The 19739-nt window shown below is 66.9% G+C and carries 15 protein-coding genes and 1 tRNA gene; 12 read left to right on the forward strand and 4 right to left on the reverse strand.

All coding sequences use genetic code 11. The features are described from left to right. The first annotated feature begins 56 nt into the window (after positions 1-56). The gene (locus ACOQOP_RS05985) at positions 57-1322 is read left to right on the forward strand and encodes a hypothetical protein (protein WP_420565413.1); all 1266 of its coding nucleotides are present in this window, start codon (positions 57-59) and stop codon (positions 1320-1322) included. Positions 1323-1369: 47 nt separating this feature from the next. Here ACOQOP_RS05985 and ACOQOP_RS05990 read toward each other — a convergent pair whose 3' ends face one another. Further along, on the reverse strand, positions 1370-2557 hold the full coding sequence (locus ACOQOP_RS05990; RefSeq protein WP_420565414.1) for an IS481 family transposase: 1188 nt from the start codon (positions 2555-2557) through the stop codon (positions 1370-1372). A gap of 175 nt (positions 2558-2732) precedes the next feature. Beyond that, positions 2733-5621 carry an excinuclease ABC subunit UvrA gene (gene uvrA, locus ACOQOP_RS05995; protein WP_420565415.1) on the reverse strand — a complete coding sequence of 963 codons (2889 nt, stop codon included), beginning with the start codon at positions 5619-5621 and terminating at the stop codon, positions 2733-2735. A gap of 360 nt (positions 5622-5981) precedes the next feature. Between uvrA and ssb the strand changes: the two genes are divergently transcribed. The 9 genes from ssb to ACOQOP_RS06040 all read left to right on the forward strand — a co-directional run bounded on the left by ssb (position 5982) and on the right by ACOQOP_RS06040 (position 15124). Beyond that, the gene (ssb, locus tag ACOQOP_RS06000; RefSeq protein ID WP_420565416.1) at positions 5982-6515 is read left to right on the forward strand and encodes a single-stranded DNA-binding protein; all 534 of its coding nucleotides are present in this window, start codon (positions 5982-5984) and stop codon (positions 6513-6515) included. Between the two features lie 26 nt (positions 6516-6541). Further along, positions 6542-7369, forward strand: coding sequence for a class I SAM-dependent methyltransferase (locus ACOQOP_RS06005; protein WP_420565417.1), 828 nt, complete (start codon positions 6542-6544; stop codon positions 7367-7369). 162 nt (positions 7370-7531) lie between these two features. Next, positions 7532-9196 (forward strand): ATP-binding protein, encoded by a 1665-nt coding sequence (locus ACOQOP_RS06010; RefSeq protein WP_420565418.1) that lies wholly within the window; start codon positions 7532-7534, stop codon positions 9194-9196. Between the two features lie 318 nt (positions 9197-9514). Further along, positions 9515-12160 (forward strand): DNA gyrase subunit A, encoded by a 2646-nt coding sequence (gene gyrA, locus ACOQOP_RS06015; protein ID WP_420565419.1) that lies wholly within the window; start codon positions 9515-9517, stop codon positions 12158-12160. Then, positions 12157-12729, forward strand: coding sequence for a pantetheine-phosphate adenylyltransferase (gene coaD / locus ACOQOP_RS06020; RefSeq protein WP_420565420.1), 573 nt, complete (start codon positions 12157-12159; stop codon positions 12727-12729). Before gyrA ends, coaD begins: the two co-directional genes overlap by 4 nt. A gap of 114 nt (positions 12730-12843) precedes the next feature. After that, entirely contained in the window at positions 12844-14100 is a 1257-nt protein-coding gene (locus ACOQOP_RS06025; protein ID WP_420565421.1) for an HD domain-containing phosphohydrolase, read from the forward strand. Between the two features lie 116 nt (positions 14101-14216). Next, positions 14217-14292: transfer RNA gene (locus ACOQOP_RS06030), tRNA-Lys, on the forward strand. Between the two features lie 227 nt (positions 14293-14519). Further along, positions 14520-14831 carry a hypothetical protein gene (locus ACOQOP_RS06035; protein WP_420565422.1) on the forward strand — a complete coding sequence of 104 codons (312 nt, stop codon included), beginning with the start codon at positions 14520-14522 and terminating at the stop codon, positions 14829-14831. Positions 14832-14893: 62 nt separating this feature from the next. Beyond that, positions 14894-15124 (forward strand): hypothetical protein, encoded by a 231-nt coding sequence (locus ACOQOP_RS06040; protein WP_420565423.1) that lies wholly within the window; start codon positions 14894-14896, stop codon positions 15122-15124. 24 nt (positions 15125-15148) lie between these two features. On the opposite strand, the gene ACOQOP_RS06045 is transcribed toward ACOQOP_RS06040, so the two are convergent. Continuing rightward, the gene (locus ACOQOP_RS06045) at positions 15149-16321 is read right to left on the reverse strand and encodes an aminotransferase class V-fold PLP-dependent enzyme (protein ID WP_420565424.1); all 1173 of its coding nucleotides are present in this window, start codon (positions 16319-16321) and stop codon (positions 15149-15151) included. Between the two features lie 281 nt (positions 16322-16602). On the opposite strand from ACOQOP_RS06045, the gene ACOQOP_RS06050 reads away from it, so the two are divergent. Both ACOQOP_RS06050 and ACOQOP_RS06055 read left to right on the forward strand, forming a co-directional pair. Then, positions 16603-17322 carry a DUF502 domain-containing protein gene (locus tag ACOQOP_RS06050; protein WP_420565425.1) on the forward strand — a complete coding sequence of 240 codons (720 nt, stop codon included), beginning with the start codon at positions 16603-16605 and terminating at the stop codon, positions 17320-17322. Positions 17323-17362: 40 nt separating this feature from the next. Beyond that, positions 17363-18031 (forward strand): hypothetical protein, encoded by a 669-nt coding sequence (locus ACOQOP_RS06055; RefSeq protein ID WP_420565426.1) that lies wholly within the window; start codon positions 17363-17365, stop codon positions 18029-18031. Between the two features lie 59 nt (positions 18032-18090). On the opposite strand, the gene ACOQOP_RS06060 is transcribed toward ACOQOP_RS06055, so the two are convergent. Beyond that, on the reverse strand, positions 18091-19683 hold the full coding sequence (locus ACOQOP_RS06060) for a sigma-54 interaction domain-containing protein (RefSeq protein ID WP_420565427.1): 1593 nt from the start codon (positions 19681-19683) through the stop codon (positions 18091-18093). Positions 19684-19739: the final 56 nt, after the last annotated feature.

Below are 19739 nucleotides of genomic sequence, written 5' to 3' on the forward strand. Positions count from 1 at the left end.
CAGCGGACCGACGGACTGCGGCCCCTCTTGAGGCCGGACGCCCTACCGGGGAAGGCATGTCAGAGACCTACGAAAGCGGAATCCCTCGCGAAACGAAGAGAACCGGCTTTCTGCAATCCTTCGACCGGCAGAAGCTGGACCCGGCCGATGCTGCGGATTTCACCTCCAAAGTCCTGTCCTTCGTTCGCGAGAACCGGGTCGCCGCCGACGCGCTGATCGCCGGCAACGTGCAGATGCTCGGCTTCGAGGCCCTGAAGGCGCGGTTCGGCGATAGCTGGGAGGGCATCAAGGACAAGGTCCATCTGCTGACCGAGGGCGTGATCAAGCGCCACATCTCGTCCTCCGACGTCTTCCTGCTGATGAACGACGAGAAGTTCGTCGTGCTGTTCGGCAAGGCGAGCCGTCCGGAGGCCGACATCACGGCCCGCAAGATCGCCCAGGAGGTCAATGCGAAGCTGAGCGGCGCCGGTGCCGGCATGGACGCGGTCTCCGTGCGCCCGGTCGTCTTCGAGGTGCCGCGAGACGACACCGCCGCCCTGCAGAACCCGGTCAAGCTGGAGAAATCCGTCGAGGAGGCCCAGCGCGACGCGGAACGGGCGGAGGAAGCCCGGGTCGAGGCGGCCAAGGACCGGATGGTCATGCGCTTCTGGCCGGTCGCCAATGTGCGCAAACGCCTGGTCTCCTGCTACCACGCCGACCTGCACGTGCCGGAGGACCTGGATCTCGGGCAGGGCGAGGACGGCGCGTCGGGCACGGGAGCGGTGGAGGCGGCACTGGACCGGATGGTGCTGACCCATGCCGGCCGCGCCCTGACCGACGCGGCCAGCCGGAAGATGCGCGCCCTGCTGATCGTGCCGGTCCATTTCGAGACGGTGGCGGCCAAGGGGTTCCGATCTGCCTATCTGGAGGTCTGCAAGCTGCTGCCGCGCATCGCCGAGCAGCGGATGATGCTGATGGTCCGCGACCTGCCGGACGACGTGCCCCAGGGACGGCTACACACGATCTTCACCTACCTGTCTCCATACTTTGCTGGATTCGTGGGGGATTTCAGCCTGTCATTCCGGCGTGCGGACAAGCTCGGCGGGGTCGGGCTGGTGGCGGTCGCGGTCGATGGCGGCAAGGTCGGCGCGCTGACCCCCAAGACGGCGAAGGAGCTGAAGGAATTCAGCGTCGCCAACCGGGCCGGCAAGATGCGCCGGTACTTCTACGGTGCCGCCAGCTTCGATGCGGCCACCGCCGCCCGCCGCTCCCAGTTCGACTACGTCCAGGGACTGGGTGTGGCGCCGTCCATGCCGATCCACGGCAAGGTGTTCAACATCTGACGGGCCTCAGTGCCGCGGAACCTTCCGCACCCCCCGGCACACGGTGTTCAGCCCGGAGAGAAGGTTGACGCCTGTTCGGAGACATGGCTGACGGTTTCCGGATTAGTGTTTTCGTCGTTGTTGACGTCAATAGTTGCGATGCGCTTGGCGCCGAAGAAGACGCCGAACCGGCCGTCGTGGTCGCGTGGCCGGATGGCGACGCGTTCACCGCGGAAGGCCTTGGGCACGCGCCAGAGGCGGTTTCGGAAGCTGATGTTGGCGGACTGGTTGACGGTGCGCAGCGTCTCGCCGTCGTCATAGACGATCTCGGGCGGCGGATCGGTGAAGGGACGCGGCGAGACGGCGTATCGGGTCGCCGGGACCTCCTGACCGAGAGCCTCGTGCGGCCTGCGGGTGTTGTAGACGCTGCGCCAGGCATCGAAGGCCCTCTGGGCGCAGGCGAGGTCGCGGAACCGGTTGCAGGCCAGCAGCTCGGCGTTGAGGGTGCGGTGGAAGCGCTCGTTCTTGCCGCGCGACTGGGGATGGTAGGGGCGGCTGTGGATGACCTCCACGCCGAGCTTGAGCAGCCACACCCCGAGCGGCGTCCACTGTCCCGGCACGCCGCCGCCCCAGGGCGAGCCGTTGTCGAGGAAGAACGCCTCGGGCAGGCCATAGCGGCAAAAGGCCCCTTCCAGGGCGCTGCGCACCGTCGCCGTGCGCTGGTCGCCGCAGGCGGCAAGGCAAAGCGCGTAGCGCGAGTGATCGTCGATCACCGTCAGCGGATGGCACCAGCCGGCGCCGGCCAGCGGCACGCGGCCCTTGAAGTCCATCTGCCACAGCAGGTTCGGCGCCGGCTTCTCGAAGCGCCGGTAGTGATGGTTGTCGCCGCCGCTCCCGCCACCGATCCGACCATGACGCTGCAGCACCGCATGCACCGTCGACGGGGCGGGTGCGGCAAGACCCTCGCGGCTCAAACAGCGCGCGATCTTGCGCGCTCCCCACGCCGGGTGCGCATCGCGCACCGCCAGGATCGCCGCCTCCACGCCCGCCGCTGTCCGCGCCGGGCTCCCATGCGGCCGCCGCGAGCGGTCACACAGATTCTCCGCCCCATCCTGCCACCGCCGGAGCCATTTGTAGCCCGTCTGCGCACTGATCCCAAAACGCCGGCACAACTCCCGACGGTTCGCCCCTTCCGACAACGCAAGCGTCACAAACTCAAGACGCTGTTCCATGGCAGACACCTCTCTCCACGGCATGCCCAGCCTCCCGCGCTGATCACATGCCTAAAGTGTCAACCATCTCCCCGAACACCTGTCCGCTATCTCTCCGGGCTGAACACACACGGCCGGGGAGTGATTGAGCTGGAATGGGACGAAAGAGAGGGACGGGCAGGAACGGTTCGTCCGCTCAGGCCTGCGTCAGCTCCTCTCCCTACGCCGATTTCTTCGCCTGGGCCGGGCGCAGGTAGCGTTTCAGATAGGCGCCGGTGTAGCTGCCTTCCGTCGCCGCGACCTCCTCGGGCGTGCCCTGGGCGACGATGCGGCCGCCGCCGTCTCCGCCTTCGGGACCGAGATCGACCACATGGTCGGCGGTCTTGATGACCTCCAGGTTGTGCTCGATCACGATCACCGTGTTGCCGGTCTCCACCAGCGCCTGGAGCACCTCCAGCAGCTTGCGGACATCCTCGAAATGCAGGCCGGTGGTCGGCTCGTCCAGGATGTACACCGTCCGCCCGGTCGCCCGGCGCGACAGTTCCTTGGCCAGCTTCACCCGCTGCGCCTCGCCGCCGGACAGGGTGGTCGCCTGCTGGCCGATCTTCACATAGCCGAGCCCGACCCGCTCCAGGGTCTCCAGCTTGTCGCGGATCGACGGTACCGCCTTGAAGAAGGTAGCGCCTTCCTCAACCGTCATATCAAGAACGTCCGATATCGATTTGTCTCGGAACGTGATTTCGAGAGTTTCGCGATTGTAGCGCTTGCCCTTGCAGACGTCGCAGGTGACGTAGACGTCGGGCAGGAAGTGCATCTCGATCTTGATGACGCCGTCGCCCTGGCAGGCCTCGCAGCGCCCGCCCTTCACGTTGAAGGAGAAGCGGCCCGGCGCATAGCCGCGGGCCTTCGCTTCGGGCAGGCCGGCGAACCAGTCGCGGATCGGGGTGAAGGCGCCGGAATAGGTCGCCGGGTTCGAACGCGGTGTGCGGCCGATCGGCGACTGGTCGATATCGACCACCTTGTCGATGTTCTCCAGCCCGGCCAGGTGCTCGAACGGAGCGGCATGCTCGCGGGCATTGTGCAGCCGCCGGGCGAGCGCCTTCCACAAGGTCTCGATGACCAGGGTCGACTTGCCACCGCCGGACACGCCGGAGATGCAGGTGAAGGTTCCCAGCGGGATCTTGAGGGTGACGTTCTTCAGGTTGTTGCCGGTCGCCCCGGTCAGGGCGATCTGCTTGCCCTTCCGCGCCTTGCGCCGGGTCTTCGGGATCTCGATCTGCTCGAAGCCGGCGAGATACTTGCCGGTCAGGCTGGCCGGGTTGGCCATGACCTCCGCCGGGGTGCCGGCGGCGACGACCGTGCCGCCATGGACGCCGGCGCCGGGCCCCATATCGACCACGTAATCGGCTTCGCGGATCGCGTCCTCGTCATGCTCGACGACGATCACCGTGTTGCCGAGGTCGCGCAGCCGCTTGAGGGTGGCGAGCAGCCGGTCGTTGTCGCGCTGGTGCAGGCCGATGGAGGGCTCGTCCAGCACGTAGAGCACTCCGGTCAGGCCCGAGCCGATCTGCGAGGCCAGCCGGATACGCTGGCTCTCGCCGCCGGACAGGGTGCCAGAGGACCGTGACAGGGTGAGGTATTCCAGGCCGACATTGTTCAGGAAGCCGAGCCGCTCGTTGATCTCCTTCAGGATCCGCTCGGCGATCTCGCCCTGCTTGGTGGTCAGGCTTCCGGACAGGTCGGTGAACCAGGTCACGGCCGTGCCGATCGAGAACTCGGTCACCTCGGAGATGTTCAGCCCGGCGATCTTCACCGCCAGGGCCTCCGGATTCAGGCGCTGACCGTTGCAGGCCTCGCAGGGGGCGACGGACTGGTAGCGACCCAGCTCCTCGCGCACCCAGGAGCTGTCGGTCTCCTTCCAGCGCCGGTCCATGTTCGGGATCACGCCCTCGAAGGGCTTGTTGGTCTTGTAGCTGCGCAGGCCGTCGTCGAAGGTCATGGTCACCGGGGTCGTTCCGGTACCGAAAAGAATGCCCTTGCGGGCCTGCTCGGGCAGATCCTCGAACGGCGTGTCCTGGGAGATGTCGAAATGCTTCGCCAGGCTCTTGAGCGACTGGGCGTAGTATTTCGAGGACGAGCCGGCCCACGGCGCGATGGCGCCGGCCTTCAGGCTCAGCTTCGGGTTCGGCACCACGAGCTGCTCGTCGAAATACATCTGGCTGCCGAGCCCGTCGCAGGTCGGGCAGGCGCCGAACGGGTTGTTGAACGAGAACAGCCGCGGCTCGATCTCGTCGATGGTGAAGCCGCTGACCGGGCAGGCGAATTTGGCCGAGAAGGTGTGCCGCTCGCCGCTGTCGGCGTCGTCGGCGAACAGCAGACCGTCGGACAGATCCAGCGCCGTCTCGATGGAATCCGCCAGCCGCGTCTCGATCCCCTCGCGCACCACCAGACGGTCGACGACCACCTCGATGTCGTGCTTGCGCTTCTTGTCGAGCGCCGGGACGTCCTCGATCTCGTACAGCTCGCCATCGACCCGCACGCGCTGAAAGCCGCGCTTGCGCAGCTCCAGCAGTTCCTTGCGGTACTCGCCCTTGCGGCCGCGCACGACCGGGGCCAGCAAGTAGAGGCGGGTTCCCTCGGGCAGGGCGCAGATCCGGTCGACCATCTGGCTGACCGTCTGGCTCTCGATCGGCAGGCCGGTTGCCGGCGAGTAGGGCACGCCGATCCGCGCGAAGAGCAGCCGCAGATAGTCGTAGATCTCCGTCACCGTGCCGACGGTGGAGCGCGGGTTGCGCGAGGTCGTCTTCTGCTCGATGGAGATCGCCGGCGACAGGCCCTCGATCAGGTCCACGTCGGGCTTCTGCATCAGTTCCAGGAACTGGCGGGCATAGGCCGACAGGCTCTCCACATAGCGGCGCTGGCCCTCGGCATAGATCGTGTCGAAGGCGAGGGAGGACTTGCCGGACCCGCTCAGCCCGGTCAGCACGACGAAGCTGTCCCGCGGCAGGTCGACATCGACATTGCGCAGGTTGTGCTCGCGGGCACCGCGGATGCGGATCGCCCGCTGCTCCTCGGCGGCGGGCTTGGGCAAAGACGAGTCGGGCGCCATCAGGTCCTCGAAAGTCGGAGAGGGAGAACAAATATAGTACATGGCGACCGGGTATGACCACCTGTGCGAATATGATCAGTAAGTATGGTCCCCGCTCCGCGGGGCAAGGCTGTGGATAACTTCAGCGGCTTGCCGGGAGCGGTACCGCGACTCGGATCGTTACGGATCGGCATCGAGCATGTCAACGTAGTGGCGGTGAAACCACATCGGGAGTTTCGCCCGGATTCCCACGCTCGGCATTTTCCCGGCACCGCCGTTCGGCAGTCTTTGCGCCCGGACGCCGCCTGTGGGATTGTCGCCCAAACCGTTCCATGGACCGCACCATGGGGCTCGGATCGGAACAACAAGAGAGCGAGAGACATGGCGGGCAGCGTCAACAAGGTGATCCTGGTCGGCAATCTGGGCCGCGACCCGGAAGTGCGATCGACCCAGGACGGCATGAAAATCGTGAACCTTGCGATCGCCACCTCGGAGCGCTGGCGCGACCGGAATTCCGGTGAGCAGCGGGAGCGCACCGAGTGGCATCGCGTGGTGATCTTCAACGAGAACCTGGCCCGCATCGCCGAGCAGTATCTGCGCAAGGGCAGTTCGGTCTATATCGAGGGCCAGCTCCAGACCCGGAAATGGACCGATCAGAGCGGCCAGGAGCGCTATTCCACCGAGGTCGTGCTGCAGCGCTATCGCGGCGAGTTGACCCTGCTGGGCGGCCGCGGTGAGGGTGGCGGCGGCGGCGACTACAGCCGCGGCGACGATTACGGCGGCGGGTCGTCGGGCGGCGGTTATGGCGGCGGCTCCTCCGGCGGAGGTGGCTACGGCGGCGGATCGTCGGGTGGCGGCGGCGGCCAGCCCCCGATGGGCGGGCCGAGCGACCTGGACGACGAGATCCCGTTCTAAGAAGGCGCCGACGGCGGGGCAGGGGCATGGACCGGTTTCGCGAGGCCAATCGTGCTAAATGGGACGAACTGGTCCAGCCCCACCTGACGTCCGGCTTCTATTCGATCGACGCGCTGCGCGCGGGGAACAGGCGGCTGGATCCCATCGTGGAGGGAGAGATCGGCGACGTCGCCGGGCTCTCCGTCCTGCACCTGCAATGCCATTTCGGCCTGGACACCCTGACCCTGGCCCAGCGCGGGGCGACGGTGACCGGGCTCGACTTCTCCGGCGAGGCGATCCGCGCCGCCCGTGCCCTGGCGGAGGAGACCGGTCTGGCGGCGACCTTCGTCGAGGGCGACCTCTACGCCGCGCCCGAGCTGATCACCGGCAGCTTCGACATGGTCTTCGTCAGTTGGGGCACGATCTGCTGGCTGCCCGACCTGCCCGGCTGGGCGCGGGTGGCGGCGCATTTCCTCAAACCCGGCGGGCGGCTCTACTTCGCCGACTGCCACCCGATGGCCTATGTCTGGGACGAGGGGCCGGGCGCCTGCGATCCGACGGCCGGGCGGCTGAAGACCAAGTACCCGTATTTCCATGACGCCGCACCGATCGAACTGGATGATCCCGACGATTACGGCAGTGACCACAAGACCACCAACACCCGGACCTACGAATGGGCGCATCCGGTCTCGGAGATCGTGACCTCCGTGGCGTCGGCCGGGCTGGTCTTCGAGTTTCTGCACGAGCACCCGCAGATCGTCTGGGCGCTGCTGCCGAGCCTGGTGAGGCGCGGAGACGACATCCATACCTGGCCGGACGGCACCGACCCGGTTCTGCCGCTCAGCCTGTCCTTCCAGGCGCGCAAGCCCGGCTGATCTCGGTAATGTCGCATACGAATTGAGTTCAGTATTTTTCGAAAGTTAAGGAAACTGAAGGAAATCTAACCGACTCTGGCGTCACGACAGGTGTCGTCGGATGCACGTTCGGCGACGATCAGGTTCACCGGAGTACATGGTCGAGGGATGAAGCCTGGGACGATGACGGGAGCGCAGGGCTCCGCGGCACCGCATTTCGGGCTCCTGCTGCCCGTGGTCGCGCTGATCGCCGTCCTGGTCCTCGCCGTCTTCGCCGTCGCCTGGTTCGCCGCGAAAACCCAGGACCGTCAGGCCGTCAGCGCGATGCGCCACACCGTGCGCAGCATCATCGACGGCAACCGGCAGGAACTGGGCGGTTGGGCGTCGGACTATGCCTATTGGGACGCCTTCGTGGAATTCGTGGTCGTCGAGCCGGACCCGGTGTGGATCGAGGACAATGTCGGCCTCTATGCCCGGGAGAATCTGGGGGTCGACGTCACGCTGGTCATCGACGGCTCGAATGAGCCCTACGTGATCTCCGCCGCCGAGGATCTCGAGATCGAGGGGAGTCTGCTGTCCCTTCCCCCTGAACTCGTCGCGCTGTCCCGTGCCGCCCGAGGTGGCGCCGGCCCGGTGGAGAAACGTCCCGAAGCGCAGCAGACCTACCTGCGGATCGACGATCGGGTGTTCATGGCGGCTGCGGCGGTGGCGAAATGGGAGAATCGGCCGGGCCTGCCGATCCGCAAGGGGGGGCCGGTCGTGCTGATCTACCTGCGGCAGGTCGACCAGGAAATGCTGGACGGGTTCGCGGCCGACTACAGGGTCAACGGTCTGGCGCTCGCGCCCCTTTCCGGGGCCGAGACGGCGGCGCTCGACCTGACCGGCGTGGACGGCGGCACCGTCGCCCGGCTGACCTGGATAAGCCCGACGCCCGGTACCGAGTTCCTGCGCAGCCTGCGCCTGCCGATGATCGTCATCCTGGCGGTCGCGGTCCTGTCGCTGGGGTGGATCGTCGTCCGGGTCCGCACCGTGTTCCGCCAGTTCGTGGCCAATCACGAGACGCTGAACCAGCGCACCGAGGCGCTGCGCATCGCCCGGGACGAGGCGGACCGCGCCAACCGGGCCAAGACCGAGTTCCTGGCGCAGATGAGCCACGACCTGCGCACGCCGCTGAATGCGATCCTCGGCTTCTCCGAGGTGATCGCCTTGCAGACCTTCGGCTCTGACGCCGCCGCCACCGACCGCTATCGGGACTATGCCCGGCAGATCCATACCGGCGGGGACCATCTGCGCTCGCTGATCGACAGCATCCTCGACGTCGCCCGGCTCGACGCCGGCCGCTACGACCTCCATCATGAGACGGTCGATCTGGACGAGGCGGTGGCGACCTGCCTGTCCCTGCTGAAGGAGACGATCGAGGCGAAGGCGCTTCAGGTCAGCGCGGAGGTCTCCGGATTGAGTGTCTGGGCCGACCCCAATGCCCTGGAGCAGATCCTGCTGAATCTCGTGGGCAATGCGGTCAAGTACACCCAGAAGGGCGGCGCGATCGCCATCGAGGCCAAGCGGACGCCGAGTGCCGTGGTGGTCGCCATCCGCGACACCGGACGGGGCATGTCACCGGCCGACGTGGTCTCCGCCTTCGAGCTGTTCAGCCGCGGCGGGGCCGGCCCCGGAACGACGACCGAGGGTGCCGGAATCGGGCTCAGCATCGTCAAGCGACTGATCGACCTGCATGGGGGAAGCGTCGAAATCGAGTCCGCGCTCGGTCAGGGGACGACGGTGACCTTCCTGCTGCCCGACCGGATCGCCGCGCCGGAAATCGCCGAGACTCTTCCGGGCGCCGCCTGATGCCCCGTCTACTTACGCCCTGTCGACTTTACGCCCTGTCTGCGGGGACTTAGAGCGCGGGGACCTGTCCGCCCTCCGGGCCCAGCGCCGACGGGACACTCGGAACTTGATCCGCGCGGTCCAAACCGTGATATTTCGGCGCCGCAACATTGCCGGAAATCGGCGATTTTGCTAAGATTTAACGAATCAGTCGGCGGTGTGTTTCCAACCCGTTCCTGGCCGGCCTGATCTCAGTCGAAACCTACGATCGGAACCCCTCGGTTGTCTGACTCAACGCCCGGTCCGCACGACATCGCACCTGTCTCCATCGAAGACGAAATGCGCCGCTCGTACCTCGATTACGCCATGAGCGTAATCGTGGCCCGGGCGCTGCCCGACGTCCGCGATGGCCTGAAGCCGGTGCACCGTCGCATCCTCTACGCCATGAAGGTGGGCGGCTACGACTGGAGCCGTCCCTACCGCAAGTCGGCCAATATCGTCGGCGCGGTCATGGGTCAGTACCACCCGCACGGCGATAGCGCGATCTACGACGCCATGGTCCGTATGGCGCAGGAATTCTCCATGCGCCTGCCCCTGGTCGACGGCCAGGGCAATTTCGGCTCCATGGACGGCGATCCGGCGGCGGCCATGCGCTACACCGAGGCGCGGCTCGCCAAGGCGGCCGAGGGCCTGCTGCGCGACATCGACAAGGAAACCGTCAACTTCGTCCCTAACTACGACGAGACGACGGAAGAGCCCTCGGTGCTGCCGGCGGAGTTCCCGAACCTGCTGGTGAACGGTGCGGGCGGCATCGCCGTCGGCATGGCGACCAACATCCCGCCGCACAATCTGGGCGAGGTGATCGACGCCTGTCTGGCGATGGTCGACAACCCGGGCATCACCGTCGACGAGTTGATGACCCATGTGCCGGGGCCGGACTTTCCGACCGGGGGCCTGATCCTCGGCCGCGCCGGCATCCGCGACGCCTATCACACCGGCCGCGGCTCAGTGGTGATGCGGGGCCGCGCGGAGATCGAAGAGATCCGCAAGGACCGGATGGCGATCGTCGTCACCGAGATCCCGTACCAGGTCAACAAGGCCCGCATGATCGAGCGCATCGGCGAGATCGTCCGCGAGAAGGTCGTGGAAGGGATCGCCGACCTGCGCGACGAGAGCGATCGCGACGGCGTGCGCGTCGTGGTCGAGCTGAAGCGCGACGCGGTGCCCGAGGTCGTCCTGAACCAGCTCTACCGCTTCACCCCGCTGCAGACCAGCTTCGGCGTGAACATGCTGGCGCTGAACGGCGGCCGGCCGGAGCAGATGAACCTGCGCGACGTGATCTACGCCTTCGTGCAGTTCCGCGAGGAGGTGATCACCCGGCGCACCCGCTTCCTGCTCAAGAAAGCGCGCGAACGGGCCCATATCCTGGCCGGCCTGATGGTCGCCATCACCAACCTGGACCCGGTGATCGAGCTGATCCGCTCGTCCTCCGATGCCGCCGAAGCGCGCCGCCGCCTGTGCGAGCGGGCCTGGCCGGCCGGCGACGTCGCGCCGTTCATCGGCCTGATCGACGATCCGGGGCACAAGGTGCTGGACGACGGGACCTACATCCTGTCGGAGATCCAGGCCCGGGCCATCCTGGAACTGCGCCTGCAGCGCCTGACCGGGATGGAGCGCAGCAAGCTGATCGAGGAGGCGGAGGAGATCGCCGCCAAGATCAAGGACTTCCTGGAGATCCTGACCTCCCGGCCGCGTCTGCTCGACGTGATGCGCGGCGAATTCCTGCAGTCGAAGGAAGCCTGGGCCAATCCGCGCCGGACCGAGATCGAAGAGAACGAGTTCGAGCACGACATCGAGGACCTGATCCCGCGCGAGGACATGGTCGTCACGGTCAGCCATGCCGGCTACATCAAGCGGGTGCCGCTGACCACCTATCGGGCGCAGAAGCGCGGCGGCAAGGGCCGCTCGGGCATGGCGACCCGCGAGGAGGACGTGGTCAGCCGGCTGTTCGTGGCCAATTCCCACGCGCCGATCCTGTTCTTCACCTCCCGCGGCCAGGTCTACCAGCTCAAGACCTACCGCCTGCCGGAAGGCACGCCCCAGTCGCGCGGCCGGCCGATGGTCAACCTGCTGCCCCTGGAAGAGGGGGAGTGGATCCAGACCGTCATGCCGATGCCGGCGGACGAGGAGAGCTGGAAGCAGCTCCACGTCATGTTCGCCACCGAGGCCGGCACCGTGCGGCGCAACGCGCTCAGCGACTTCACCAACATCAACAAGGCCGGCAAGCGGGCCATGCGGCTGGAGGGCGACGACCGCCTGATCGGCGTGATGCCCTGCACCGATGCCGACGACGTGTTCCTGGCGACCCGCGACGGCAAGGCGATCCGCTTCAAGGTCACCGATGTCCGCGTGTTCCAGGGCCGCGATTCCCTGGGCGTGCGCGGCATCCGGCTGCTCGGCGAGGACAAGGTCGTCTCCATGTCGATCCTGCGCCGCTTCGACATTGACGGAGCCGCCGGCGGCGAGGCCGATGCGACGGACGAGATCCGCCGCAAGCATATCCTCACCGTCACCACCAAGGGCTTCGGCAAGCGTACTCTGATCGAGAACTACCGCCTGACCAACCGGGGCGGGCAGGGCATCGCCAACGTCGACCTGACCGACAAGAACGGGCTGGTCGCCGGCTCCTTCTCGGTGGCCGAGACCGACCAGATCATGGCGGTCACCGACAAGGGCCAGGTGATCCGCTGCCCGATCGGCGATGTGCGCGAGACCTCGCGTCAGGCCCAGGGCGTGTACGTCTTCCGGGTCGCCGACGAGGAGAATGTCGTGTCCGTCTCGCTGGTCGGGGAGACCAGCGAGGAGGAGACGGCCGAGGACGCGACCGACGAGGGGATCGCGGCCGGTGAGACGGGGGAGAGCGGGGCTGATACGCCCGACGCCCCCTCGGGTGATGCGGACGAAGGGGGAGAGGCGCCGCAATGACCGATAAGAAGACGCGCGTCGGGGTCTATCCCGGCACCTTCGACCCGATCACCAAGGGCCATATCGACATCATCCGCCGTGCGAGCAAGACGGTCGACCACCTGGTGGTCGCCGTGGCCCGCAACGCCGGCAAGGGCCCGCTGTTCAGCCTGGACGAGCGGGTGGAGATGGTGCGCGACGAGATCGGCGACATCCTGGCCCGCAACCGCGAGGACGGGTTCATCGGCACCATCGACGTGAAGCCCTTCGGCTCGCTGCTGATGCATTTTGCCGAGTCCCAGGGCGCCAGCGTGATCATCCGCGGCCTGCGGGCGGTCTCCGACTTCGAGTACGAGTTCCAGATGGCCGGCATGAACGCCCGTCTGAACCCGAAGATCGAGACCACTTTCCTGATGGCCTCGGACCGGCACCAGTTCATCTCGTCGCGCTTCGTGAAGGAGATCGGGCGGCTCGGCGGCGAGATCACCGAGTTCGTCTCCTCCCGGGTGGCGGAACGGGTGATGCACCGGTTCGACGGCGATCCGGCCAAGGACAGCCAGGCGAAGCAGACCGGGCCGTTCACCGGATAACGGCCCCGGGACGATGTTCAACCGGTGGTCCGTCATCGGTTGATCGTTCGGGTATCAACGCAATTTTAAGACTATGTCGGTTAAAAGCTCCTATACCCATGGAGCGGACGACCGATGACACTTGTGCCCCCCGAACGGCAGGCTTCTTCCGGACTCATTTCCACGGTTTGCTCGGCAGGGGTTCAGGTCACAGCGGCCTATGTAGCGATCGCCACTCTCTACATCGTCTTCTCCGACTATCTGGTCGCATTGATCAGCCGCGATCCCGAGATCATTACCGAGATCCAGATGGCCAAGGGCTTTGCCTTCATCGCCATCACGGCCGCGACGCTGTACATCGTATGGACGAAGCTCGAGACCCGCGAGCGCCGGGCCCGGACCCGGTTCGAAGAGACCCGCAAGCGTCTCGGCGAACTCAGCAATGCCCTGCCCAACCCGCTCGTGGTGCTGAACCCCCAGGGCGACCTGGTGGAGTGGAACCGCGCGAACGAGTCGGTCCTCGGCTATTCGTTCGATGAACTCTCGACCAAAGGCGTCGCGGATCTTACCCATCCCGATGACCTCGGCGACGCCCGGGCCGCGATCGAGCGGGTCCGCACGACCGGCGCACCGGCGAACGCCGACGTCCGTCTGGTGACGAGCGACGGCCGGACGCTATCTTACCGCTGGCGCGGCGCGCCGCTGTTCGACGCCGATGGCGCGGTCTCCGAGATTGCCGTGGTCGGCATCGACATGACCGACCTGAAGGACACCCAGGAGCGGTTGCGCGGTGCGCTCAGAGGGGTGAAGCACGTGCTGAAGCAGACCGTGGACGCCATCGCCATGGCGGTGGAGAAGCGCGACCCCTATACCGCCGGGCATGAGCAACGGGTGGCCGTCCTCAGCCTGGAGATCGCCCGGGAGATGGGGCTGTCGGACGATACCTGCGAAGGCCTGGAATACGGCGCGCTGCTGCACGACGTGGGCAAGCTCGCGGTGCCGACGGACATCCTCACCCGGCCCGGCCGCCTGACCGACAGCGAATACGACGTGGTGAAGTCCCATGCCGAGCACGGCTACGACATCCTGCGCTCGATCGATTTCCCCTGGCCCGTGGCGGACATCATCCGACAGCACCACGAGCGGCTGGACGGCTCGGGCTATCCGCTGGGGCTGAAGGGCGAGGAGATCTGCCAGGAAGCCCGGATCATCGGCGTCGCCGACGTGGTGGAGGCGATGTGGAGCCACCGGCCATACCGGGCCGGCCTCGGCATCGACGCGGCCCTCGACGAGCTGCGGGCCGGCAGCGGCACCCGCTACGACGCCGATGTGGTCCGGGCCTGCGAGGCGGTGATCGGCCGGGGATTTGCCTTCCAGCCGAACGCCGCGTGACCTCGGTCGGGCCTTCCGCTGCCGGTTCCGGCGGGCAGGGACGGTGGATGCGATTTTTGCGTCCGCTTTTACTTGACCCGGCGGGACGCCCTGCCTAGCTTCCGGCCACCCTTGGCGGGCGCGTAGCTCAGTTGGTAGAGCATCTGACTTTTAATCAGACGGTCACAGGTTCGAACCCTGTCGCGCTCACCATTCCCGCCCCGATCCGGTGATGTTTCAGCCGCCAGCCGCCTTGGTGGGGCGTGTGTGTTTTCGCACGGATTTGACCGTCGCCTCCTTGCGTGAATTGATCAATTACCGGAGAGTTTCTCCGGTTTTACTTCAATTCGTGCATAGCCAAAGGCTACGCGCTTTCCACGACCTCGCGGGCATCGTATATTGCACTTGCGTTAATCACGCAGGGGCGTGGGAGTCCGGCGATGTTCGACTTTCTGAAGGTCTCGAAAGAGAAGAAGAAGCCTGTTCGGCCGAAGGTGATGGGCAACCCGAAAAAGGCCGAATCCAAGGGCGTCGTTAAAATAGACAAGTTTGTCTTTAATATTCGCGAAATTAACGACAAAGGCTTTATTCTTGATCCCTACGACAAGGATATCGTGATTTCGGGACAGCGATTCCGCTTCGAGATCAACGCGAAATACAACGATAAAGAAATCAAGGGCCGGGCCGAGGCGGTCGTGACCAAGATTGTGGACAACGCGCTGGCGGCTGCCTTCGTCACCAAGTTCTTCTGAGCCCGGCAGGCGGTGTCGCGCCACCCATTGTCGCTCTAGGCCGATTCGGCCATACTCGTGTCATGAGCGAACGCGACAAGGCCCTGAAGATCCTGCGTGCGGTCCGGCAGAAGATCGATCCGGACGTGCTTGCGCGTGCCCAGCGGGCGGCCATGGTTCAGATCGGCCAGACCCCGCCGGAGCCGGAGAACGAGGCCTCGCGCCTGTTCAAGCTGGCCCTGGAGAACGGGGGCAAGCGGCGGGTGGAGATCCTGCGCGAGCTCGAGCGCAAGTTCCGTCACAAGCTGAACTGATCCGCTGGCGCCGCCGTCGACCGGTCAGGCGTTCGGCCGCTTGGCGAGCACCGCGTCCGCCAGGGCGTCGATCTCGCCGATATGATTGTAGATCTGGCTCGACACCCGGACATACAGCCCACCGGCAAGCGGGTTCACCCGGGTCTGGATCCGGTCCTCGCGCAGCAGCCTCAAGCGCAGGTCGCGCGCGGTCTCGAAACCGGTGCCGTAGCCGTCGGGCAGCCGCACCATCACCATCGAGCCCACCATGCTCTCCGGCTGGCCCATCTCCGTCCCCCACGCGGCCGACAGCCGCCGTCCCGCCGCCATGGCGAGCGCGTGGTTGTGGGTGCGGATCGCCTCGACCCCGAACCGGTCGACGAAATCCAGGGCCGCCGGCAGGGAGTGCTGGGCCGAGCCGTCACGGGTGCCGACCCAGTCGAACTCCTCGTGGAAGCCGTTCAGATAGCCGTGGCTGATGACCGCCGGATGCAGGCGGTCGATCACCCGCGGCCCCGCCCACAGGAAGGCGCAGCCCTTGGCCGCGAACAGCCACTTGTGGCAGGTGCCGGTGTACCAGTCCGCCCCGAGCGCCTCGATATCCAGTCCCATCATGCCCGGCGCATGGGCCCCGTCCACCAGCACCAGCGCGCCCGCGTCCCGGGCGGATGCGGTCATCGCCTCGGCCGGCAGGGCGAGGGCGGTCGGCGAGGTGACATGGTCGATGATGGCGAGCCTCGGGTTGGACGCGGCCAGCGCCGCCTCGAAGGCGTCCAGGGCCTGCTGCGGCGATTCCGCCGGGAAGGGCAGCGTCCACTCGGCGATCTCGGCCCCGGTCATGGCGCAGACGAAGCGCACGGTGTTGCGCACCGCCCCGTAGGTCTGATCGTTGATCAGGATCCGGTCGCCCGGCTTCAGGTCGAGCGAGCGCAGGATCGCGTTCACCGCCTGGGTCGGGTTCTCCACCATGGCGAGGTCGTCCGCCTTCGCCCCGATATAGGGTGCCAGTCTGGCGGCGGCGGCGCGCAGGGCGGGGCGGAACTCGAACTCCATGAACCGGCTCGGCTCCGCCTCCATGCGGTCGCGCCAGTCGCGCTGGGCCTCCAGCACGGCCCGCGGCGTGGCGCCGTAGGAGCCGTGGTTGAGGTGGACGGGACCGTCTTCCAGGCAGAAGAGCGGGCGGAGGTCAGTGCCGAAGGCGGAAGGAGCTGTCGTCATGGCGCGAGTGTGCAGTAAGCCGGCATCGGCCGCCAAGGCTACTTTGTCCTCAAGACAATGAAACCATGCCTTATTCTCGCCAGGGCCCGCCGGTACTTGAGGGGGTGAAGTGCAACCGGGAACCGGAGGGGCGATTGTGCGGTCCGAGCGCTTGCGGCTATGCTGCCGGACGTTGTTGCACCGCACACGCGACTTGCGGTGGCCCCTGGCGGCACGGGGCGTCGCTCCCTAAGTTAACGTGATTGTCGTTCCGCTCATTCGCGCAGAGGAGGCCGCCCCCGATGGCGCCCAGCACCAAGGTTTCATTGATTTCGCGATTGCGGAACTACTTCTTCGCCGGGGTTCTGGTGACCGCGCCGATCGGCATAACCCTGTATCTCGCCTGGCTGATCATCGACTTCATCGACAACCGGGTCACGCCGCTGATACCGGCCCGCTACAATCCGGAAACCTATCTGCCGTTCGGCATCCCCGGCCTCGGGCTGATCGTCGCCGCCGTGGTGCTGACGATCATCGGCGCCTTCACCGCCGGGCTGGTCGGACGCTGGATCGTCAGCCTGTCGGAGCGGCTGATGGCCCGCATGCCGGTGATCCGCAACGTGCACAGCGCGCTGAAGCAGATCCTGGAGACCGTCCTGGCGCAGCAGTCCAAGGCGTTCCGCCAGGTCGTGCTGATCGAATACCCGCGCCGGGGCATCTGGGCCCTCGGCTTCCTGACCGGCGACACGGTGGGCGAGGTGCAGAACCTGACCACCGACGACGTGGTCAACGTGTTCCTGCCCACCACGCCGAACCCGACCTCGGGGTTCCTGCTGTTTGTGCCGCGCGAGGACTGCCACGTGCTGACCATGACGGTGGAGGAGGGCATCAAGATGGTGGTGTCCGGCGGCATCGTCACCCCACCCGACCGCCGGCCGAAGGGCGACCAGGAGACGCCGCGAATTCCCGCCGCCACGCCGGACCATCCGGAAGGGCCGACCCGGCAGATCGACGCGGCCTGAAACCAAGAAGAAGACGCGATTACAGGGAGGAGAGAGGCACATGACCGACGCGGCCATGGCGGTCTGGGGCGACACCACGCCCGAAGGCGACGCCGAGTTCAGCGAGTGGTACCACCGCGAGCACATCCCCGAGCGGGTCGGCATGCCCGGCTGGCGCAACGGGCGGCGATATCGCAAGATCGGCCGCGGCAAGCACCGGTATCTGGCGGTCTATGACGTCGACAGCATGGCCTGCTTCGACGACCCGGCCTATCGCCACGCGCTCGACCATCCGACCGAGTGGACCACCCGGATGATGGGGCATTTCCGCAACTTCGTACGCGCCACCAGCCGGGTGCGGTTCTCCAGCGGCGAGGCGCTCGGCTCGATCATCGCCACCGTGCGCTACGACCCGGGCACCGGCGATCCGGAGGAGATCGCCCGCTGGCTCGCCGGCACCGCCCTGCATGACCTGCGCAACCGCGAGGGCATCACCCGGGTGCAGCATTGGCAGGCCGACATGGACCGCTCGCTCGCCAAGACCGCCGAGCAGTCGATCCGCACCGGCAAGGACGGCAGGGCCCCGTTCACCGCCGTGGTCGAGGGCACGGAGCGATCCTTTGTGGAGGCGGCACTGGTCGATGCCGGCATCGTCGAAGGCCTCGCCGACCGCGGCGCGCGCAAAGTGGAGAGCGGGCTGTATTCGATGCTGTTCGCGCTGCACGGGTGACCCTTCGACACGTCCCCCGGCCTGTGGCCGGGGCGTGTCGAAGGGCGGGGTGGGGCGCTCTACCCCGCCATCTCGCCGAGCCGCTTGTACAGATAAGTCCGGCTGATCCCGAGCGCTTCGGCGGCGCGCTTCTTGTTGCCGTCGGCCCGGTTCAGCGCTTCGGCGATCAGTCGCTCCTCCAGCGCCCGCAGTTGCATCTCCAGCGATGCCGCCGGGTCGGGTTGCGGCGCCTCGCCCACCAGGTCGGGCAGGTCGGCCGGGGTCAGCTCCTCGCCGTCGCAGAAGATCGCCGCCTTCTGCACCGTGTTGAACAGCTCGCGGACATTGCCGGGCCAGGGATGGGCCGTCAGCAGGGCCATGGCGTCGGCCCGCACACCGCGCGGCGGCAGGTTGTGGCGCTTCACCGTGCGGGCGAGGAAGGTGCGCACCAGCGCCGGGATGTCGGCCGCCCGGTCGCGCAGGGGCGGCAGCCACAGGGTGATGGCGCCGATGCGGAAATACAGGTCGGCGCGGAAGTCCTCCTCCTCGATCATGCGCTCCACCGGCCGGTTGGTGGCGGTGACCAGCCGGAAGTCTGCGCTGCGCGAGCGGTGACCGCCGAGCCGCTCGAAGGTGCCTTCCTCCAGCACCCGCAGCACCTTGGCCTGGATGTCGATCCCCATGTCGCCGATCTCGTCGAGGAACAGGGTCCCCTTGTCGGCGAGCTCGAACTTGCCGGAGCGGCCGCGCTTGTCGGCGCCGGTGAAGGATCCCGGCTCGTAGCCGAACAGCTCCGCCTCCACGAGAGTTGCGGGCAGGGCGGCGGCGTTCAGCACCACCAGGGGCTTGGCCGCCCGGTTCGACTGGCCGTGCAGGGCGCGGGCGACCAGCTCCTTGCCGGTGCCGCTCTCGCCGCGGATCAGCACCGAGATGTCCAGCGGCGCCACCCGGGCGATATCCGCCTTCAGTTTGCGGATCGGCGGACTGTCGCCGATGATCGCCTCCAGATCCGCCGGGCGCGGGCGCATCTCCTCCAGTTCCCGGCGGTAGTAGTCCACCTCGGCCCGCAGCTTGGCGATCTCGCGGCCGAATTCGAGCGCCTGGTCCGGACCCTTGAACATCACCTGACCGATGGCACCGACCGTCTTCTCATCCCGGTTGATCGGAAAGCGGCTGACGATGCGGGCGACGCCGTTCATCTCCTGCAGCCGGCCGATCTGGGCGCGGCCTGACCGGGCGACCTCGGGCAGGCGGGTGTTCTCGATCACCTCTTGGGCCGGCAGACCGAGCCCTTCTCCGCGCTTCATGCCGAAGAACCTTGCATGCACCGGGCTGACCCAACGCAGCAGGCCCTCGGCATCGACCACGGTGATCGCCTCGTAGGGGTTGGTGAGGAAATGCGCCAGGATCTCGTGGGCGAAGTCGACACTGGCGGCGAAGTCCACCACCGGGTCCTCCGCCCCCGCCGGCCAGACCATATGCAGTCCCACACCGCTCTCCGTATGGCGGGACAGCACCGACCAGACAGTGTCGCCGAGATCCACGCTCCAGATCCGGCGGGTCGGATCCGCCTCGGTCAACGCCCGGTCTACGGCGGTGGGCAGGCGCGGGCCGTCGGCGAAGACGAGGCTACCGTCGGATCTGAGAAGCCGGATGCTGGGAGATGTGTCCATGTCGCGAACATTAGAAAATCCAGCTGTCCGCGTCGAGAACAGTTCGTCACACAGGC

The sequence above is a fragment of the Thalassobaculum sp. genome (assembly GCF_965223715.1).
Classification (GTDB): Bacteria; Pseudomonadota; Alphaproteobacteria; order Thalassobaculales; family Thalassobaculaceae; genus Thalassobaculum.